This window comes from Arundinibacter roseus (genome assembly GCF_004348825.1).
In the GTDB taxonomy this organism is placed as follows: Bacteria; Bacteroidota; Bacteroidia; order Cytophagales; family Spirosomataceae; genus Arundinibacter; species Arundinibacter roseus.
Map to the genome: position 1 here is coordinate 186,597 of NZ_SMJU01000006.1, position 17,999 is coordinate 204,595.

Here is a 17,999-nt window from a genome sequence, read left to right on the forward strand (position 1 = left end):
ATTCTATCGTTCTCAACATATATAGCAAGGAAAATGAGCAATATTTATCTACTATCAGAAAGTAAACGGATTAGGCATCCTTTTATCAACAATCGCACCCGCGTTAAAATTTCCCCAATCTGTGGAAAAATATCCACCCTAATCACTGTGTGAAGTTTTCTCTATGAAGAATCTTTCTTCTGTCCGCATGTTGACTCGTATATTGAACGAAGGGCAACTATCGTGGGCCATTCGTTTGCTGTTTATCGTTTCCATATTCCTGATTATTATTCTTTCATTCAGCTACCATTCCATTAATCGGGAATTAATTTTCTATTCCGAACGCGTGGATCACACGCATGATGTTTTGGATAAAATTAAGGATATAAATTCGAAATTACACGAGGTGACATACTACGGACGGGGTTTTCTTATCATGGGCGATTCGTCGAACAAAGAACAGATGTTGCATAAATTAGGCGTAATGCCTGCAATGGTCGATGAACTAATGCAGCTTTCGGAGGATAACGTTGTTCAGCAGGAAAAAACCAAATTACTCAGGCAGGCAATTGAAACCTTCGGTAATCGGGTCAGAATTTATGCTCAGGAAAATCCCCTGATTTACACAAATGAACAAAAAAAGAGCCTGTTGATGGCAGGCTCGACACGCACACTGGAAGTAGTGAGGATTTTGAATGAAATGTCAGAGACAGAAACCAAGCTGATGGCCAATCGGTTGCAAAGCCGAAATAATTACAAACAACAGATTTTTCGATTCAATTGGGTAATCATGGGCGTTGCGCTCATTTTTCTGGTTTCTGCCTTTATCTTACTCGAACGTGAGCTTGCCCAAAACAAGATGTATAAGGCTGAACTTGAAAACAAGGTTGATAATCTGAACCGTTCCAACAGCGAACTGGAACAGTTTGCGTACGTTGCGTCGCATGATTTACAGGAACCTTTGCGAAAAATTCGATCATTTACCAATCTTCTGGTTACACGAAATAGTTCGCATCTCAATCAGGATACCATGCAATTATTGGAGAAAATTGATCGATCAGCCAATCGGATGCAATTGTTGATTGATGATCTGCTGGCGTTTTCCCGGGTAATTGATATGTCACAAAATGCCGAAGAAATTGATTTGAACGATATTATGGACGAAGTAAAGACCAATTTGTCGTCTATCATTCGGGAAAAATCGGCGCAAATCAATCAGCAAATTTTACCTACTATTGTGGGGTATAATATTCAAATTTTGCAACTTTTCCAGAATCTCATTTCTAATTCATTGAAATATAGCAAGCTGAATGAGAGGCCGGTTATTGATATTTTTGTTCAGGAAGTTTGGGGATATGAAATTCCGGGGGTAAAAGAATCACAGCAGGACTTGCCTTTTTACTGCATCAAAATTTTTGATAACGGAATTGGATTTAAAAAAGAATATGCTGAGAAAATTTTTGTAATTTTCCAGCGGCTACACGGTCAGGAGAAATTCCAGGGATCAGGCATTGGTCTGGCAATTTGCCGGAAGGTCATTTCAAATCATAACGGCTACATTATCGCAGATGGGAAAGAGCAGCAGGGGGCCAGTTTTTTTGTATATTTGCCCAAGCAAACACTTCAATCGTAATCCAGACGACATAACATGCTAAGTCAAAATATTATCATGGCAGACGACGATGCTGATGATCGTTTTCTGGTTCAGGCTGCGTTTGAAGATAATAAAATAAATCAGAAAATTTTATTATTTGAAGACGGAGAACAACTTCTCGAACACCTTTATAATCAATCAACTTTGGGAGATACCCGGTTCATTTTATTGGACCTGAATATGCCTAAGCGTGATGGTCGTGAAGTACTTCGAACGCTTAAATCAAACAAAGAGCTAAGCAAAATACCCATCATTGTATTTAGTACATCCAAAGCTCCTGACGACATTAATTCCTCCTATCAACTCGGTGCCAATAGTTACGTGGTAAAGCCATCAAGCTATGAACATTTGAAAGAGGTAATTCAGAAAATCAGTGATTTCTGGCTTGATACTGCTGTCTCGCCCTATTAAGCAGAATCAGGAAACTGTGCCGGGATTGGCTGGCACCACAGGTATTATTTCTTCCTGTCTGCTGTCAAATTCACCCATAGAGGCAGCTTCCTTTTCAATCAGCTTCACTTCGGGTTCTTTTTCATCGGTCACTTTTTTGACCCATTTCAGCCCGGCAATCAGCCAATCTCTGCCATTTTTTTGAGTATAGTTGATCGCCACATTTTCGAGCACATGCGGCAAAAGAATGTTCAAAGGCATTGGCAGCCGGCGTAAAGCCGTGCGCCCGATCAAGGTATTCAACCCAAGTTGCAGCCCATTGCCGAGCAACCCTTTCTTTCCACTGCCGACCAATTTATTTGTAAACATCTGCCGGGCAACCGATGAAACCAACCGCAGAGGTTTTACTTCTTCCTGCCAATTGCGGGAGTCAGCTATAAGTCTTGACTTCGCCACCTGTAAATCGTTGTGGGCCTGTGCGCGCTGCGCTTTCAGATCATCATACGAGTTTATCATCCTGATTTCGATATAATAGTTTTAGAAAATGATTCATTATGGGCATAAAAAGCAGCTTTTTACGGTTTGCATACAGCACACCGCCAACGATGCCATACAGCGCTGAGACAATTAGAAAACCCAACGGATAGCTTACGAGCAACTCTCCTACCCAAAGTGCGAGTGAAACACTGATAAAGAATAGAAAAAATATTGCTAAAATAGCCAGGCAGAGAGACATAACTACGGTAGTGGCAATGTTGGCCGTACGATCAGACACTTCCAGTGCAATCATATTCCAGCGCGCCTCTACATAATCTATCAAATGTTGATAGGTCTGTTCAGCCCTTTCTTTTGCGTCTTGTAGTAACATAGTTTCAAATAGTTAAGGGTAAGGTGATGGATAAATTTTATGGAAAGAGGTAACACTAACAAAATTAAGTAGCATTACCTCTCTCCTGAAACTAAGAAATATCCTACTCTTAGTTCATTTTATTTATCTTAGTTCGAGCATCGCCCAGTCTTTCGTCGGCTGTTTCGACAGCTTCATCTTTAAGAGCGGCACCATTTTTAACCAAACGGTCGGCGGCATCCTGCACTTTTACCTTACCTTTTTCCAGTGAATCAAGTACGTCGGAAGCCCAGTCATTCGCCGATTTCTTGATTTTTTTGCGAGTTTGATCTCCTTGTTCAGGAGCAAAAAGCATCCCGATGGCGGCTCCCGCTGCTGCTGCAGTCAATATGCTCCAAAATACTTTGCTATTTGTCATGATTAAATGGTTTTAGTTAATTGAAATTGATTTAACGTATATTATGGTCTTATGTAAACAGTAGTAAAAAAGACTGTTCCAAAGGCTGTATGGCCATTTGCAGCAAAAAAACGGAAAGATTGCGTGCAGGGTTTTCTACACCCTGTGGAATCTGCTTCTAAAAAAAAACAGATATTAAAAAAAAATAGAAAATAGTGTCATCCGTGGCAAGGTTCTTTTAAATGCTCATTTTGCAAGCAGTTAACATGTTTACACATATAGCAACTCACTGCGAGTAATAAGTTACTTTAACATCTTTATAGTCATGTTAACACACTGAATTCAGTATGAGAATTGTAATAATTGAGGATGAAATCGAATTGGGTCATTTGATACAGAACTTTTTACGTAAAAAAATTCCGGGAAAAGATCCTAATCAGATCAAAATTGCGACTAACATTCGGGATGGTTTGCACTTTATAGAAGAGATGCATCCGGATTGGATTTTTCTGGATAATAATTTGCCCGATGGCAAAGGCATTAATATTATTGAAAATATCAAGCAGTTTGGTACTTCCCGCGTCATTATGATGAGCGCTATGAGTAATCTGAAAGAAGAAGCCCTGAAACGCGGCGTTGATTACTTTATGGATAAACCCATAAGTTTTGTAGAAATTCAAAAGATTTTGAATGAAAACAATGGCTTTACTCCTTCATTATCCTAACTTCCATTGGAGTCGGTAAGCCTTTGATTACAAGTGAATTCGTGGCTCCAAGCCTTGGGGAAGTGGCTCAATCTGAGCATCTTTCAGGGCTGTTACTATTGGTTCTTCGTCCTTATTTACGGCCTGTTCAATAGCCTCTTCTTCCTGATCAGAAAATACAAACGGTGGTTCGTCGGGTGAAGGTTCGCCCAAAATATAACCAAAGGCTTTTAACCGCTCTGAATGATCGAGAATCACCTTCAATATAGCGATCATTGGAAGCGCAAGCACCATACCGGCAATTCCCCAAAGCATTCCCCCGAGAAGTAAAGCCAAGATTGCCATCAATGGATTGATGCTGATTTTGGATCCGACGATATAGGGCGTTATGAAATTTCCTTCCAGAAACTGTATCAATAAAAAGGAAGCTCCCACTCCTACGGCGTACATGGGCGATTCTTTGGTAACAAGCGCCATCATGATGGGCAACGAGGAGCCAATCATGACTCCAATGTAGGGAATCAATAGTAGCAATGCTGCGAAAAATCCAAAAAATACGGCATACTGAATCCCGAGTACCAACAGACTGATGGTGTTGAGCGCACCTACAATAACCATGACAATGAAGAGCCCCGCCAGGTAATTGTGGACGACATCATAGATTCGGAAAAGTATCCGATTAATTCGCTTTTTTTCGTCTTTACCGAGAAGCCTATACAGAAACGTACAAAAGAAGTTTCGGTAATACAGCATAAAGAACATGTAGAGCGGAATGAGTACCAAATCGGCCAGGATAGAAGTAGTTTTGAGCAAAGCCGTGGAGCCATTGTCTTGTAAAATCCGGGCAGACATATTCCCTAAATCGTTGACGGCTGAGGGCGATTTGAAGCCAAATGTTTGACCAATCCATACCCTAAACTCCTGAAACATGCGCTCTGCCTTGATCCGGAAACCAGGCCACATATCAATCATGTCTGAAATCTGTATAAAGGATATATACAGGATTCCGGCAATAAGACCTAAGAAAAGAATGAGCGTAAACAAGATCGAAGGGACCTTGCCAAAACCTTTGCTTTCAAAGTGAAAATTGATCGGAGAAACCAGAATTGAAAGCAAAACTGAGACTAAAACCGGAACTAAAAAGGGTCGCAAAATAACCAACCAATAGACACCAATTGTAACCACAATCATCGTAATACACGTGCGGATAAGTTTGGCATTGGCTGACACAATCGGCTGATTCATACGGGCGGTTATTCTCCTTTAATAATACAATTTTCTGATGTGCCGAAAGGCTTGTAAAGATAACGTGATTTGCAGGATTCTATTGAGTCAAAAAATCTACAAATTGTTGACTTTGATGAATTTTATACAAATGCTTTAGGACAGGTCACAATAAATGATCGGACGAGCTGTCCGATCATTTACTCTCCTTAACCATAAACCACCACATCATACATAGTGAAAAGTTGAATATTTTCGGTAGTAAGTATGCGATAAGAAGAGTTGCTAAATAGTCGTACCAAACAAAACGTTGCAATATTGCCTGACAATCACCGTGTCAAAATGTATTTTGTGAATTTCTGTTCCCTACTTGCTCAACAGTCGGGCATCCATTTCTACAATCAGTTTTTTGCGGGGTCGGGTCTTTATTAAAGGCAAAAAAGCAAACGCTGACCCTATACGTTTGGCTAAGTTTAAAATTTTTGTTTTCAAAAACATACACAGGTATTGTTCTTTTAGAACTATTGGTAATAAACAGAAAATTTGCACAAAAATTAACACGTCAATTATGAAGAAGATCACATTAACCGGAATATCACTCATTTGCGCAGGTTTCCTCTTCCTGTCGTCCTGCACCCCACAAGATCGTAATCAGGCAGAAAACTCTGCCGAGCGAGTTGAGAATGAGATGGAAGAAGGGTATGATGAAACCAAGAGTGATATAAATCAGGCTTCCAACGAGTTTAAGGCAAATTGGAAGGAAGATAAGGCCAAGCTCCAGGCAGAAGTGAACCAGACGATTGACAGGCTTGACCGTAAAATCGAGGAAACCGATGCGAAATTGAAAGAAGCTACAAAGGAAGAAAAAGCTCGCTGGCAGGAGCGCAAAAAGGAATTGCGTGAAGAACGGGACGAGTTGAAGTCTTCGCTGGCAAATGTTAAGGATGAATCTGAGGAAGATTGGACGGCATTTAAGAATAAAGTCCGCAGCAGTGTCAATAAGATCGAAGCTGATCTTGAAGATTAATCCTGAAACAAAATTAGGATGGGTTCATCCAGGCGTGAGCCCATCTTTTTAGTCAACTATATCCAACTATTTATTCTTCAATAGATTAACTTGCGAAAGCAGGAATAAAAATGATACGCAGATGAATTCTTTATTTTCAAGAAAACCGATTCGTATTTTTCTCATTTCCTTGTTTGTGATCATTATGGGAATGACCGTTTTGTTACATCAATACTCCAACCGGCAACCTACCCCAACCAATATGCAGGGCGTAGTGGCATCGGACACGATTTCAGGGGACATAATAAAATCTGAACAATCAAAACTTCAACAGTAGCGTCCAACCATCAATTTATGGTGGTTGGACGCTACCAACTTTTCAGCTCTGCGTGTACAGGCAGGCAGAATAAGGCGGCAGGCCTAGACTTGCAAACTGCGGTTTTTGATCGCGGGAACCTTCCGCTGTATGTACAGAACCGATCATTTTATCAGTAAATTCTGCATCATAACCTTTCCAATCGCTATTGAAACGGGCATGCCACTCGCCGGGATGTGGAAAACCAACTTCGTAATGATCGTACGCCTGCGCTGAAAAATTGAGCGCAACCACCACATCGTCGCCAGGGCCACCTTCTTTCCACCGATGATAAATCAGAATCTTTTTCTCCTCATCTATCCGCAAAATTTCCACATGCTGCCCCATGAGCCCAGCTGTATTTCCATCAAAATTGCGACGCAGCCGAATCAGATCCCGGTGCAGATTGACAAAACCGCTGAACTTGTCCAACCGGCTCCAATCCAACGGATCCGTATCCGAAAACCATTTATCTTCCAGCGAAGGTTGCCCCTGAAAAATCATAGGAATGCCGGGAGTCGTCAGGACAAGAGCCATGCCGAGTGCAGCCCTTTTTTTGGAATAATAGTTATTGACATCGTCAAATGCGATTTCTTCGGCAACCCTCGCCTTCCCATTTGCTACTTCATCGTGAGACTCCGTGTACACGATCCGCTCAAAAGCATCTGAATTATAGCGATGCAAAACCGCCTCAGCAACGGCAGTCATGCTACGGTCCTGATCGTGGGCAGTAATAATTGCTTCGCGTACCGGATGCACAAACTCAGCGTCCCACTGTGCGCCATATCCCCAGCCACCATTGCTGATTTTTTCAGTAATGGCTTCCAGCGAATGCATGTCTTCGGCAATCGTCAATTTGTGAGGGTATTTCTCCCGAATCTCACCGTTGATCCACTGAATCAGGTCCTTGCCTTCCGGAATATCATTTCCGGGATTACCATCGGCCTTTACGTTCCGAATATAAGGTACCATGTCCATGCGGAGTCCATCCACACGATATTCCTCAATCCACATCATCGCATTGTCCCGAATGTAGCGCCGCACCTCTTCGCGGCCAAAGTCCGGTCGGGTATTTCCCCAGGGAGTTTCTGAACGCCAGTCGTTATAAAAATAAATGCCGCCACCGTCATTTTCAGACCAGCCGTCAAACTGCCAGAGATCCATGTCTGAGGGGCCAAAATGATTATAAACCACATCCAGAATCACGGCAATACCATGCGCATGTGCTGCTTTAACGAAGGCCTTGAAGCCATCAGGCCCGCCGTAATCTGACTCAATAGAAAACGGAAAAGCGGGATTGTAACCCCAGGAGGTTGAACCTGGAAATTCAAATACAGGCATTAATTCAATGGCATTGATACCGAGTTCCTGCAAATAGGGAAGTTTATCAATCGCTGAATAAAAATTCCCCGTAGGTTCATTTTCACGAACATGAAAAGTACCTACGTGCATCTCATAAATTACGAGCTCGTTCCAGGAAGGCATCACATAATCATCATCTTCCCAATCAAAAGCCGATTGATCATAAATAACACCGTTGCCGATTGAATTGGTGAGTTTTAGTGCATATGGATCATTTTTGTATAGATCACCCGAGGGAGTTTTAAGTAAAAACTTATACTCATCGCCTGGTTTTGCTTCATCTACCTGCCCGGCCCAATAGCCTCCGCCTTCCGACATCAAGAGATGCTTATCGGTATCCCAATTTGAAAAACTTCCAATAACCTGCACTGATTTGGCATGAGGTGCCCACACTCTGAAAAAAACACCTGACGAATGTGGAAGCGCTCCCATACCGGGAATTGAAATTTGATGGTCTTTTTCCTTTTTTTTACTGGTACTAATAGTCGTTGAAGCCATATATAACTTAGTGGTTTTTTTAATGGTTAAATACGTTATTTTAAAACGAAGCAAGGGACGATCCGCAGACCCTCCCTTTCTTTATGGTTTTTGTACTATTGCTTTATTAATCGGCATGCGCATGTAAAACCGCAATGCGATTTTTGGCCGCACGCAATTCTTCCAATTGATTGGTAAGCACAGCATACAGAGCATCCGGGATGCGAACATCATCGTCGTCAAATTTCAGCGCGTCCTCATACGATCCGACGATTGTCTGCTCACCAAATTCGCAGGAACTGAGCACTGTTTCGCGGTCTTTCCCGGTTACGGCAGCTTTCAAATCCATCCATGCTTTGTGGATATCGCCCAAAAATGTATTATCAGAAGGCAATTCGCCGCCATATTTTACAATCTCAGCATTCAGATCTGCCCGAAACTGCCGGCTTTGCTGTGCATAAAAACTAAATAGTGCCAGCAAATCTGCATCTGTGGTGTCGTCCTTAGCACGCTCATACCCCTCAATTCTGTCATAGTGCAGCTTTATAAGCCGCTTCAACACGCTTTGCGCTTTCTCCATTGTATTTTTCATGATAAGGATTTATTTATTGATGAATTATTTTTTCAGGGAAAATAAAAAAGCCTTACCAAATCGCTTTTGACATTATTTGGGGAATAGCCCGGCTAATTTATACCTTATGGGAAAGTGAATTGAGCACAATTTTCTACAAGATTTGATGTGCAAGGCTATACGTTATAGTCTCTTTAAAGTACAGCTGATTCTACTTTCCAGGGTATAAATCAAAAAAGTCACCTTCGTAACTAACCGAAGATGACTTTAAAAAAAATAACGTAAGGTCTCTTTTTGTTCTATTTCAAAGGCAAATGAATTTCAGCCATCATGCAGCGGGCCGAGCCACCACCATTTCCTTCAATTACTGACAAATCAGCGTGAACCAATGCGGCATAATCGTCCAGAGCATCCCGCTGCTGTTCAGTTAAAGCATGAAATGCTCTTGACGACATCATGAGCACTTTTGTCTCTTTTTGGGTACGAACCAGCAGCATGTTCCCGGCAAAAGCGGCCATTTGATCCAGTGTAATTTCAACAATATACTTTCCAGTTTCTTCCAAAACTGACCGCACCAGATTTCTTTCATCGGGATTTTTTATGGCTTCCAGGCATATCACTGCAAACACGTCGCCCACACACATGAGTACATTTGTATGGTAAATAGGTACGTTCCTGCTGTCGACGGCTTCAAACTGAACAATCTCGTAGCCCGTAGCGTCGGCAAATGCCTGCAATACTTCCGGGTGTGTGCGGGGCGAAAGACAGGCGTAGGCAATCTTAAACCGTCGGTCGAGCACCATACTGCCGGTGCCTTCGAGGTACTTTCCTTCCTGCTCAAAGTGTGTCAGATCAATGATTTCTTCTACATGATAGGTTTTTCGCAACTCGTCGATAATATCCATGCGACGCTCTGCCCGGCGGTTTAGAGCCATCATGGGATACAGCACAACTTTTCCGCTTTGATGCAGCGAAATCCAGTTGTTGGGAAATATCGAGTCCGGCGTAAAGGGCTGTGGGGTATCATCAAAGACAGTGAGCTGCACACCCGTAGATGTAAGCACATGAACCATTTGTTCAAACTCCTCGGCAGCTTTTTGATGGGCTATTTCTGCCGTAGATTCGGCAAACTGTACATCCTGAAACTCGTTGCTCCCGGCTGTTTCGTCATTAAACGTAAAGCGAACCGGACGAATCATCAGGATCCGGGAGGTCGACTGCGGCTGCACGTGCGTGGACGTATGAATAACTCGCATAGGTAATATATATTAAAGTTGTATGGTCAGGTTTTGCTAATTTACTAGTCAGATCAATGGATTACAACTCAATCTTTATCAGATCTTTACCAGGCTATATGTGTATTTAAAGTTGCTCGCGAAAAATCGGCATGCTCATGCAGTGCGATCCGCCGCGGGCGCGCGAGAGTTCAGCCGATGGCAACATAATGAACGTATCTGTCAGAGTATCCGGGGAAAGTTCATCAGCCTCAAATTTTTGTAGCAGATCAGCCGCCTTAATGACCCGAAACCCCTGTTCCCGAAAGGCGTCGAGAGTTTTGTCATTACGGTCGTAGCCAATAACCACACCATCTTTAAGAGCCAGCAAATTGCAGGAATCAGTCCACTGTTCGCGGTCGCCAAAAGGGAATTCGTTATTTCCGGAATAAATAAACTTTACTTCCTCGCGGCATTCCAGGTCATTTCGGCTAATATCTGCCAGCAAATCTTCCAGATTTTCAATCTCAATGGGCTTGTGTTCCAGCCCCTTAATAAACTGTAATATTTTCAGATCCTGATCAATGGCTTTGGGGGCAAAAAAATGGAGCACATCTTTTTTCCTCGAATCATCGCCCACCCGGCCCAGGGTACTGAGCAAAACCCACATATTTTTCTTAACCTGAGTAAAAATCGTGTCAATATGCATATAATCACGTTTCTTCGGGATTTTGACAATCGTGATGGTATCAACAACATTTTTCTCAAAAAGTATTTTCATGGTTTGCTGTGCAGCGTAGAGTGTCGTCCGCTCGCTGCACCCGATCAGCAGGTGCCGGGGTGCCACCATCATTACGTCGCCGCCTTCCAGCGTTGAACGGTTATAATCGCTGTGCTTTTCGTCTTCGGGCAGCAAAAAATGCTTTTCATTATCCGGAATCTCAATGATTTTATCCCGGTAAGATTCAAAGACAGGATGGTAAAAGAAAATGTACTGCGCCAGTAAAGACTCCCTTGTGCGGGCAGTTTTCGCCGGTTTGTTGAGCAGAATGTGATCATTAATTATGATACCGATGTCGCGTGTAAATATCAGGTTGGGAAGCGGTGCAAAGAGCATCTGTTTATTTGGAAGCGAACCTGAAATAAAGATCATGGAAAGTGTAGCCGGTTCGACGCTCTTTAATTCCTGCTGCGTACGAAAAGAACAGCGCTCAATGCCACATATGGCTGCAATCAGCTGCGTGCGAATACCTTCATCTTCCAGAATGTAGGTGAGCATACTTTGCAGATCCATGACCTTGTCAGAATTAAAATAGCCTTCTCCGCCAGGTTTGTAGAATGCCCTCGTTGGGTCAGCATCAATAGACGCAATTTTTCCCCGAACTTTGTCAGGATCCAGAAAATAGAGCAGCAATTTTACGTAATAATCGTATTCATCACGACGCATCGTGTCCAAATGCACAATATCTTCAAACAGCCAATCCTGCGCTTTGGATGGTACAACTTTGCCCAAACCACCGTCGGGGCTATGGATCAGCAGACGCCTGAGCCGTCCTACTTCTGACGAAACATTGATTTTTTCTGAGGTATTATCCAGGTTTATCATAGGGTTTTTAGTTGCAATGGATGTGTCTACAAAATAAACAGTTTTTTATTTAGGAATCAGGATAAGCGCCTGAACCACGCTACACGTAAACAAAGCGCTTTCACAGGGAACAACCGCACGCTCATATTAGTTATAGAACATGGAACAGTTGTTTAGAAAGGTTCTAATCACAATTTCTTTTAACGGGCAAAGCTTAGTACTTTTGCGCAAATTACTACCCATCTATTTTTAATATTTCATGATGCTCAAAATTAACGACTTACGCGCCTCAATTGAAGGCAAAGAAATACTTAGAGGAATAAATCTGGAAGTTAAAGCCGGAGAAGTACACGCCATCATGGGTCCCAACGGATCAGGAAAGAGTACATTGGCTTCTGTATTGGCTGGCCGGGAAGAATACGAAGTAACAGGCGGCGAAGTACTTTTTGATGAAAAAGACCTGCTGGACCTCGCCCCCGAAGCACGGGCGGCAGAAGGCATTTTTCTGGCTTTTCAATATCCTGTTGAAATCCCAGGCGTTACCACAATCAATTTTCTCAAAACTGCGGTTAACGAAATCCGTAAATATAAAGGTCAGCCACCTCTGGACGCTGCTCAGTTTTTGAAAATGGTTCGTGAAAAGGCCAAACTTGTCAGTATGAATGATTCTCTGCTAAAAAGAGCACTCAACGAAGGATTTTCGGGTGGAGAGAAAAAAAGAAATGAGATTTTTCAAATGGCAGTTCTCGAACCCAAATTGGCCATTTTGGACGAAACAGATTCAGGACTCGATATTGATGCCCTGCGCATTGTGGCCGAAGGTGTAAACACGCTGCGCTCACCCGAGCGTGCTACAATCGTGGTTACGCACTATCAGCGCCTGCTTGATTATATAGTACCCGACTACGTTCACGTACTATACAAAGGTCGTATCGTAAAATCGGGCACCAAAGAACTGGCTCTCGAACTGGAAGAAAAAGGCTACGACTGGATCAAAGCCGAAGTAGACGCTACAATGGCCTGATTTTCTTTTTTTTCTATTTACTTTTCTCCGATTTGACATGAGTACCGAAACCATAGATCTTAAATCACAGCTTATTGCCGATTTTAATAGTCGGGAGAAAGCTATAAACGGGAAGGCTCAAACGTCCTTTCATCAAGCCAAACGCAAGGCTTTACATACATTTGAAACGCTCGGATTTCCAACTCCCCGAAACGAAGAATGGAAATACAGCAACGTCAAGAATCTGATTAGTCAGACTTATGATTTTGAGGCTGCACATGCCATTACTGCCGACTTGCTGAACGATGTCCGCATTCCAAATCTAAGCGGAAACGTACTTTTTTTTATTAATGGAAAATACGAAGCCGGACTTTCAACGATCGTTTCTCCTGCCGAACAGCTAACTATTTTGCCGTTACAGGAAGCGGTCGAAACACAAGCGGAGGTATTTGAGGCTCATTTTGGGACGCTTGCCGATGCTACCACCGAAGCCTTCACGGCACTCAATACGGCTTTTGCCGGCGAGGGCTTGTTTCTTCACGTTCCGGCAGGAGCAGTGGTTGAACAACCCGTGATCCTGCATTTTATTAATGATACCCGGCAGCAAAATGTCGGCACGCAGCCTCGAAATCTGTTTATCATTGAGAAAAATGCCGAACTCCTCATCACCGAAACCTTCATGACCGTTGGCGATGCGCATTCGTTTACCAACAGTGTGACCGAAATTCACATGGCGCCCGAAGCGCGTGTACAGTACTATAAGGTACAAAACGAAAGCGATCAGGCGTATCACGTCGGAACGACGCAGGTGCGGGTTTCGGACAATGGACATTTTTATGCCGCAACAGTTTCGCTGAACGGTGGGTTTATCCGGAATAACCTCAATATTGCTCTGGACGGTGAGCATTGCGAGGCTTTTATGTACGGACTTTATTTCCCAGACGGCAAGCAACATATTGACAATCACACAATTGCTGATCACCGCAAGCCAAACTCCCAAAGCAACGAGTTGTACAAAGGGGTTTTGAGAGGCAAATCGACGGGAGTGTTTAATGGTAAAATCTTCGTGCGTGAAGACGCTCAGAAAACCAACGCTTTTCAATCCTGCAAAAACGTGGTCCTTTCTACGGAAGCAACGATGAATACAAAACCTCAGCTGGAAATTTTTGCGGATGATGTAAAATGTTCACACGGTACAACTACCGGACAGCTGGATGAGGAAGCGCTGTTTTACATGCGTTCGCGGGGAATTTCAAAACCAGAAGCGCTTAGCCTGCTGATGTTTGCCTTTTGCGAGGACGTGATCAGCCAAATAAAGATCGAATCCATTCGGGAATATCTCGAAGGAATAATTCTAAAAAAACTTTCCTGAACCTGTTGAGAATCAGGCCGGGAATACTCCTTGAACAGGATCTGAAACATGTCAGAAAACTTGAATATTCAACAAATCAGAGCGGACTTTCCGATTCTGAATGAAGTTATAAACGGGAAACCGCTGGTCTATTTTGACAACGCAGCTACTACCCAAAAACCCCGGCAGGTGCTCGACGCCCTGCTGGGTTATTACGAGCACAGCAACGCCAATATTCACCGCGGCATTCATCATTTGGCCGAAAAAGCCACGTCTGAATTTGAAGCCACACGGCGTCGCATTCAGGAATTTTTAAATGCCCGGCTTTCGGAGGAAATTATCTTTACCTACGGCACAACCGACAGCATAAATCTGGTGGCGCAGACCTACGGCAGAGCATTCCTGAAAGCTGGTGATGAAGTGATTATCAGTACGATGGAACATCATTCCAATATTGTACCCTGGCAAATGGTCTGTGAAGAAACCGGCGCCGTTCTACGGGTCATTCCCATTAATGACGAAGGGGAATTGCTTATGGACGAATACGAAAATATGCTTTCTGAGCGCACTAAATTTGTGTCAGTAGTACATGTATCCAACGCATTGGGCACCATAAATCCTGTGGCTGAGATTATCCAAAAAGCGCATGCAGTTGGTGCCAAAGTACTGATTGACGGGGCGCAGGCAACGGCACACATTGATTTGGATGTGCAGGCGCTTGATTGTGATTTTTATACATTTTCGCTTCACAAACTGTACGGCCCCACAGGCATGGGTACGTTATATGGCAAAAAGGAATTGCTGGACGCTATGCCGCCGTATCGGGGTGGCGGAGAAATGATTAAGGAGGTTACGTTTGAAAAAACTACCTACAACGAACTTCCTTATAAGTTTGAAGCCGGTACGCCTAACATTGCGGACGTAGTGGCAGCCAAAGCCGCTTTTGATTATGTAGATACGCTTGGCAAACCACACATTGCTGCTTACGAACACGAATTGCTCACCTATGCCACGGATGCCCTGCAAGACATTGACGGTCTGCGGATTGTGGGACAGGCAAAGCAAAAAGTAAGTGTCGTTTCCTTTGTTATGGAAGGTATTCATCATCAGGACATTGGTGTTTTACTCGATCAGCAGGGAATTGCCGTCCGTACGGGACATCATTGTACGCAGCCACTCATGCAACGATTTGGGATTGCCGGAACCACCCGTGCCTCGTTTGCTGTTTACAACACAACCGAAGAAATCGATCGGTTGGTGCAGGGCCTGCACAAAGTTAAAAAGATGCTGGGCTGAGTTTCATTGCCCTTTGAGTACAATAGTTGACTAAAAAATCATGCAGATAAACGAAATTCAGGACGAGTTAATCGAGGACTTTTCGCTCTTTGACGAGTGGGAAAGCAAATACGAGTACATCATTGATATGGGCAAACAGCTCGCTCCCCTGAATGAAGCGTACAAAACCGAAGAAAATATCATCAAAGGCTGTCAGTCACGTGTATGGCTGCATGCCTATATTGAAGATGACGTGTTAAAATTTGAAGCGGATAGCGATGCTATTATCGTAAAAGGGCTCGTGAGTATGCTTGTGAAAGTACTTTCAGGACATAAACCCGAAGAAATTGCTCAGGCAGATCTATACTTTATGGAGCGTATCGGCCTGCATCAACACCTGGCTCAAACCCGATCAAACGGTTTGGCGAGCATGGTTAAACAAATGAAAACCTATGGCCTTGCCTATCAAAGTATTAACCAATAGAACCTATACCTATGGAAAATAGCACCCTGACCGAAGCGGAATTGAAGGAGGAAATTGTGAAGGCAATCAAGTCGGTCTACGACCCCGAAATTCCGGTGGATGTATACGAGCTTGGGCTGATTTATGACCTCAAAATTTTCCCAATTAATAATGTATACGTTTCTATGACCCTTACATCGCCTTCGTGCCCTTCCGCTGGAAGTTTGCCGGGTGAAGTAGAACAGAAAATCCGGGAAGTACCGGGCGTCAACGATGTAAGCCTCGAACTGACCTTTGACCCGCCCTACTCTACCGAAATGATGTCAGAAGAGGCAAAGCTCGAATTAGGATTTATGTAATCCCCTAGTAATCCTTTATTTATACTTTATAAATTTTTCATTTTACTTCAACCTTAAACAAACATACTATGTATCCTCCCCACTTAGTGGCTCCTATGAAGGCCGAACTAACAAGCGTAGGTTTTACCGAACTGCTTTCTGCCGAAGACGTAGACAACTACATGGCCAAAGCTGAGGGCACGACTCTCGTGATGATTAACTCCGTATGCGGATGCGCAGCCGGGGCGGCTCGTCCGGGTGTGAAAGCCGCACTTTCCCGTAGCGAAATTAAGCCTGATCATCTGGTAACCGTTTTTGCCGGTGTTGATGGAGAAGCCGTTAGCAAAATGCGCGAGTATACCTTACCGTATCCTCCCTCGTCGCCTGCAATTGCGCTTTTCAAAGACGATGAACTGATTCATTTCATTGAGCGTCATCATATTGAAGGTCGCTCAGCCGAAATGATCGCTCAGCATCTTCAAATGGCATTTGAAGAGTTTTGTGGAGAAAAAGCCTGATTTTACTTATGTTTAGTGGTAGAAAGGCGACCTTTGAGGTTGCCTTTCTGCTTTTTGAAGCATGGGTTTTTGCTTGAACAAAATCTTGTGTAAACCAAACAAGTAGTAAATTCGTTAAAAAACGAAGAACATCTCACCTGATCCAAATCTCTACGAATACTATGCTTGGACATCATTTTTCAAAATATATTCCCGAAGAACAAGGCGCCAATAGCAAGTTTGATCAACTGCTGTCCATTTTTCAGCAACTGCTCCTGATGTCGTCCGGCAACGTGTCTGACGCTATGTCGTGGCTAAGCGAACTGGATCGCCGCTACAATCTGACGAGTGACCAATACGGAATTGGCGATTTTTATGATGAACTGAAACGAAAAGGGTACATTACCGAAAAGGATGGCGAAGGGCAGGTATCAATGACCGCCAAAAGTGAACAAAGTATTCGTAAAAGTGCTTTGGAAGAAATTTTTGGTAAATTAAAACGCTCAAAATCCGGCGGAAATCATCACACACCATTTACCGGTGCTGGCGATGAGCTAAGCAGCGATGTACGATCCTATCAATTCGGAGATACACTCGATCAGATTTCTATGACGGAATCTATCAAAAATGCACAGGTAAATCACGGCATTGGCGATTTTACTCTTATGGAAAATGATTTGGAAGTAGTTGAAAAAGAGCAGAAAACAACTACATCAACCGTGATGATGATTGACATTAGTCATTCCATGATTTTGTATGGAGAAGATCGCATCACTCCGGCAAAAAAAGTAGCGTTGGCACTGGCAGAGCTGATCAAAACGAAATATCCGAAAGACTCACTCGAAATAATTGTTTTTGGAAATGACGCCTGGCAAATTCAGATTAAAGATCTTCCTTTCCTGGAAGTTGGGCCTTATCATACCAATACCGTAGCCGGAATTGAGCTGGCAATGGATTTGCTCCGGCGAAAGAAAACCCGAAACAAACAGATTTTTATGATTACGGACGGCAAGCCGACCTGTCTGAAAGAAGGGATTCGTTACTACAAAAACAGCTTTGGACTGGATCGCAAAATTGTCAGCAAAACGCTTACACTGGCCGCCCAATGTCGCCGTCTTGATATTCCGGTTACGACCTTCATGATTGCGTCTGATCCTTATCTGAAAGAATTTGTACAGAAGTTCACCAAAGTAAATAACGGTCGGGCCTATTATAGCAATTTGCAGGGATTGGGGGGATTTGTACTGGAAGATTTTCAACGAAACCGACGGAAGAATTTTAAGAACTGATTTTTTACCATTAAAAAA

At 43.2% G+C, this 17,999-nt stretch carries 19 protein-coding genes; 11 read left to right on the forward strand and 8 right to left on the reverse strand.

Features of this window, described 5'->3' with window-relative positions:
* The first annotated feature begins 163 nt into the window (after positions 1-163).
* Together EZE20_RS10780 and EZE20_RS10785 are read left to right on the forward strand one after the other, a co-directional pair.
* Positions 164-1,612, forward strand: a complete 1,449-nt coding sequence (locus EZE20_RS10780) for an ATP-binding protein (RefSeq protein ID WP_132117415.1) — start codon at positions 164-166, stop codon at positions 1,610-1,612.
* A gap of 15 nt (positions 1,613-1,627) precedes the next feature.
* Complete coding sequence (locus EZE20_RS10785; RefSeq protein WP_132117417.1) at positions 1,628-2,044, forward strand: response regulator; 417 nt, start codon at positions 1,628-1,630, stop codon at positions 2,042-2,044.
* 6 nt (positions 2,045-2,050) lie between these two features.
* On the opposite strand, the gene EZE20_RS10790 is transcribed toward EZE20_RS10785, so the two are convergent.
* The 3 genes from EZE20_RS10790 to EZE20_RS10800 form a co-directional block, all read right to left on the reverse strand.
* Positions 2,051-2,539 carry a hypothetical protein gene (locus tag EZE20_RS10790; RefSeq protein ID WP_132117419.1) on the reverse strand — a complete coding sequence of 163 codons (489 nt, stop codon included), beginning with the start codon at positions 2,537-2,539 and terminating at the stop codon, positions 2,051-2,053.
* Positions 2,523-2,891, reverse strand: a complete 369-nt coding sequence (locus EZE20_RS10795) for a phage holin family protein (protein ID WP_132117421.1) — start codon at positions 2,889-2,891, stop codon at positions 2,523-2,525. Before EZE20_RS10795 ends, EZE20_RS10790 begins: the two co-directional genes overlap by 17 nt.
* Positions 2,892-3,000: 109 nt before the next feature.
* On the reverse strand, positions 3,001-3,288 hold the full coding sequence (locus EZE20_RS10800; protein WP_132117423.1) for a YtxH domain-containing protein: 288 nt from the start codon (positions 3,286-3,288) through the stop codon (positions 3,001-3,003).
* Positions 3,289-3,614: 326 nt separating this feature from the next.
* On the opposite strand from EZE20_RS10800, the gene EZE20_RS10805 reads away from it, so the two are divergent.
* The gene (locus EZE20_RS10805) at positions 3,615-3,992 is read left to right on the forward strand and encodes a response regulator (RefSeq protein ID WP_132117425.1); all 378 of its coding nucleotides are present in this window, start codon (positions 3,615-3,617) and stop codon (positions 3,990-3,992) included.
* 27 nt (positions 3,993-4,019) lie between these two features.
* On the opposite strand, the gene EZE20_RS10810 is transcribed toward EZE20_RS10805, so the two are convergent.
* Positions 4,020-5,216: an AI-2E family transporter gene (locus EZE20_RS10810; RefSeq protein WP_132117427.1), complete on the reverse strand. Its 1,197-nt coding sequence runs from the start codon at positions 5,214-5,216 to the stop codon at positions 4,020-4,022.
* Between the two features lie 547 nt (positions 5,217-5,763).
* Between EZE20_RS10810 and EZE20_RS10815 the strand changes: the two genes are divergently transcribed.
* Positions 5,764-6,222: a sll1863 family stress response protein gene (locus tag EZE20_RS10815; RefSeq protein WP_132117429.1), complete on the forward strand. Its 459-nt coding sequence runs from the start codon at positions 5,764-5,766 to the stop codon at positions 6,220-6,222.
* 358 nt (positions 6,223-6,580) lie between these two features.
* Here the strand turns inward: EZE20_RS10815 and EZE20_RS10820 are convergent, their stop codons facing one another.
* The 4 genes from EZE20_RS10820 to EZE20_RS10835 all read right to left on the reverse strand — a co-directional run bounded on the left by EZE20_RS10820 (position 6,581) and on the right by EZE20_RS10835 (position 11,786).
* Positions 6,581-8,416 (reverse strand): alpha-amylase family glycosyl hydrolase, encoded by a 1,836-nt coding sequence (locus EZE20_RS10820; protein ID WP_228713687.1) that lies wholly within the window; start codon positions 8,414-8,416, stop codon positions 6,581-6,583.
* A 106-nt stretch (positions 8,417-8,522) separates the two neighbouring features.
* Entirely contained in the window at positions 8,523-8,987 is a 465-nt protein-coding gene (locus EZE20_RS10825) for a ferritin-like domain-containing protein (protein ID WP_132117431.1), read from the reverse strand.
* A gap of 278 nt (positions 8,988-9,265) precedes the next feature.
* Entirely contained in the window at positions 9,266-10,222 is a 957-nt protein-coding gene (gene ctlX, locus EZE20_RS10830) for a citrulline utilization hydrolase CtlX (protein ID WP_132117433.1), read from the reverse strand.
* A 106-nt stretch (positions 10,223-10,328) separates the two neighbouring features.
* Positions 10,329-11,786: an arginine deiminase family protein gene (locus EZE20_RS10835; protein ID WP_132117435.1), complete on the reverse strand. Its 1,458-nt coding sequence runs from the start codon at positions 11,784-11,786 to the stop codon at positions 10,329-10,331.
* A 241-nt stretch (positions 11,787-12,027) separates the two neighbouring features.
* Here EZE20_RS10835 and sufC point away from each other — a divergent pair, with 241 nt between their 5' ends.
* From sufC to EZE20_RS10870, 7 genes are all read left to right on the forward strand, one after another.
* Complete coding sequence (sufC, locus tag EZE20_RS10840) at positions 12,028-12,789, forward strand: Fe-S cluster assembly ATPase SufC (protein ID WP_132117784.1); 762 nt, start codon at positions 12,028-12,030, stop codon at positions 12,787-12,789.
* Positions 12,790-12,826: 37 nt separating this feature from the next.
* The gene (gene sufD / locus EZE20_RS10845) at positions 12,827-14,140 is read left to right on the forward strand and encodes a Fe-S cluster assembly protein SufD (protein WP_132117437.1); all 1,314 of its coding nucleotides are present in this window, start codon (positions 12,827-12,829) and stop codon (positions 14,138-14,140) included.
* A gap of 48 nt (positions 14,141-14,188) precedes the next feature.
* A complete protein-coding gene (locus tag EZE20_RS10850; RefSeq protein WP_132117439.1) occupies positions 14,189-15,415 on the forward strand; it encodes a cysteine desulfurase in 1,227 nt (408 codons plus the stop codon).
* Between the two features lie 40 nt (positions 15,416-15,455).
* Positions 15,456-15,878: a SufE family protein gene (locus EZE20_RS10855; protein WP_132117441.1), complete on the forward strand. Its 423-nt coding sequence runs from the start codon at positions 15,456-15,458 to the stop codon at positions 15,876-15,878.
* A gap of 26 nt (positions 15,879-15,904) precedes the next feature.
* Positions 15,905-16,216: an SUF system Fe-S cluster assembly protein gene (locus tag EZE20_RS10860; protein WP_132117786.1), complete on the forward strand. Its 312-nt coding sequence runs from the start codon at positions 15,905-15,907 to the stop codon at positions 16,214-16,216.
* A 68-nt stretch (positions 16,217-16,284) separates the two neighbouring features.
* Positions 16,285-16,713, forward strand: coding sequence for a BrxA/BrxB family bacilliredoxin (locus EZE20_RS10865; RefSeq protein ID WP_132117443.1), 429 nt, complete (start codon positions 16,285-16,287; stop codon positions 16,711-16,713).
* A gap of 161 nt (positions 16,714-16,874) precedes the next feature.
* A complete protein-coding gene (locus tag EZE20_RS10870; RefSeq protein ID WP_132117445.1) occupies positions 16,875-17,981 on the forward strand; it encodes a vWA domain-containing protein in 1,107 nt (368 codons plus the stop codon).
* The last annotated feature ends 18 nt before the right edge of the window (positions 17,982-17,999 follow it).

Bases quoted from the DNA above. Each gene is read 5' to 3' on its own strand.
- EZE20_RS10805 (WP_132117425.1), top strand. From the start codon at position 3,615: ATGAGAATTGTAATAATTGAGGATGAAATCGAATTGGGTCATTTGATA.
- sufC (WP_132117784.1), top strand. From the start codon at position 12,028: ATGCTCAAAATTAACGACTTACGCGCCTCAATTGAAGGCAAAGAAATA.
- EZE20_RS10870 (WP_132117445.1), top strand. From the start codon at position 16,875: ATGCTTGGACATCATTTTTCAAAATATATTCCCGAAGAACAAGGCGCC.
- EZE20_RS10835 (WP_132117435.1), bottom strand. From the start codon at position 11,786: ATGATAAACCTGGATAATACCTCAGAAAAAATCAATGTTTCGTCAGAA.
- EZE20_RS10795 (WP_132117421.1), bottom strand. From the start codon at position 2,891: ATGTTACTACAAGACGCAAAAGAAAGGGCTGAACAGACCTATCAACAT.
- EZE20_RS10800 (WP_132117423.1), bottom strand. From the start codon at position 3,288: ATGACAAATAGCAAAGTATTTTGGAGCATATTGACTGCAGCAGCAGCG.
- EZE20_RS10815 (WP_132117429.1), top strand. From the start codon at position 5,764: ATGAAGAAGATCACATTAACCGGAATATCACTCATTTGCGCAGGTTTC.
- ctlX (WP_132117433.1), bottom strand. From the start codon at position 10,222: ATGCGAGTTATTCATACGTCCACGCACGTGCAGCCGCAGTCGACCTCC.
- EZE20_RS10810 (WP_132117427.1), bottom strand. From the start codon at position 5,216: ATGAATCAGCCGATTGTGTCAGCCAATGCCAAACTTATCCGCACGTGT.
- EZE20_RS10865 (WP_132117443.1), top strand. From the start codon at position 16,285: ATGTATCCTCCCCACTTAGTGGCTCCTATGAAGGCCGAACTAACAAGC.
- sufD (WP_132117437.1), top strand. From the start codon at position 12,827: ATGAGTACCGAAACCATAGATCTTAAATCACAGCTTATTGCCGATTTT.
- EZE20_RS10780 (WP_132117415.1), top strand. From the start codon at position 164: ATGAAGAATCTTTCTTCTGTCCGCATGTTGACTCGTATATTGAACGAA.
- EZE20_RS10820 (WP_228713687.1), bottom strand. From the start codon at position 8,416: ATGGCTTCAACGACTATTAGTACCAGTAAAAAAAAGGAAAAAGACCAT.
- EZE20_RS10825 (WP_132117431.1), bottom strand. From the start codon at position 8,987: ATGAAAAATACAATGGAGAAAGCGCAAAGCGTGTTGAAGCGGCTTATA.
- EZE20_RS10790 (WP_132117419.1), bottom strand. From the start codon at position 2,539: ATGATAAACTCGTATGATGATCTGAAAGCGCAGCGCGCACAGGCCCAC.
- EZE20_RS10855 (WP_132117441.1), top strand. From the start codon at position 15,456: ATGCAGATAAACGAAATTCAGGACGAGTTAATCGAGGACTTTTCGCTC.
- EZE20_RS10850 (WP_132117439.1), top strand. From the start codon at position 14,189: ATGTCAGAAAACTTGAATATTCAACAAATCAGAGCGGACTTTCCGATT.
- EZE20_RS10785 (WP_132117417.1), top strand. From the start codon at position 1,628: ATGCTAAGTCAAAATATTATCATGGCAGACGACGATGCTGATGATCGT.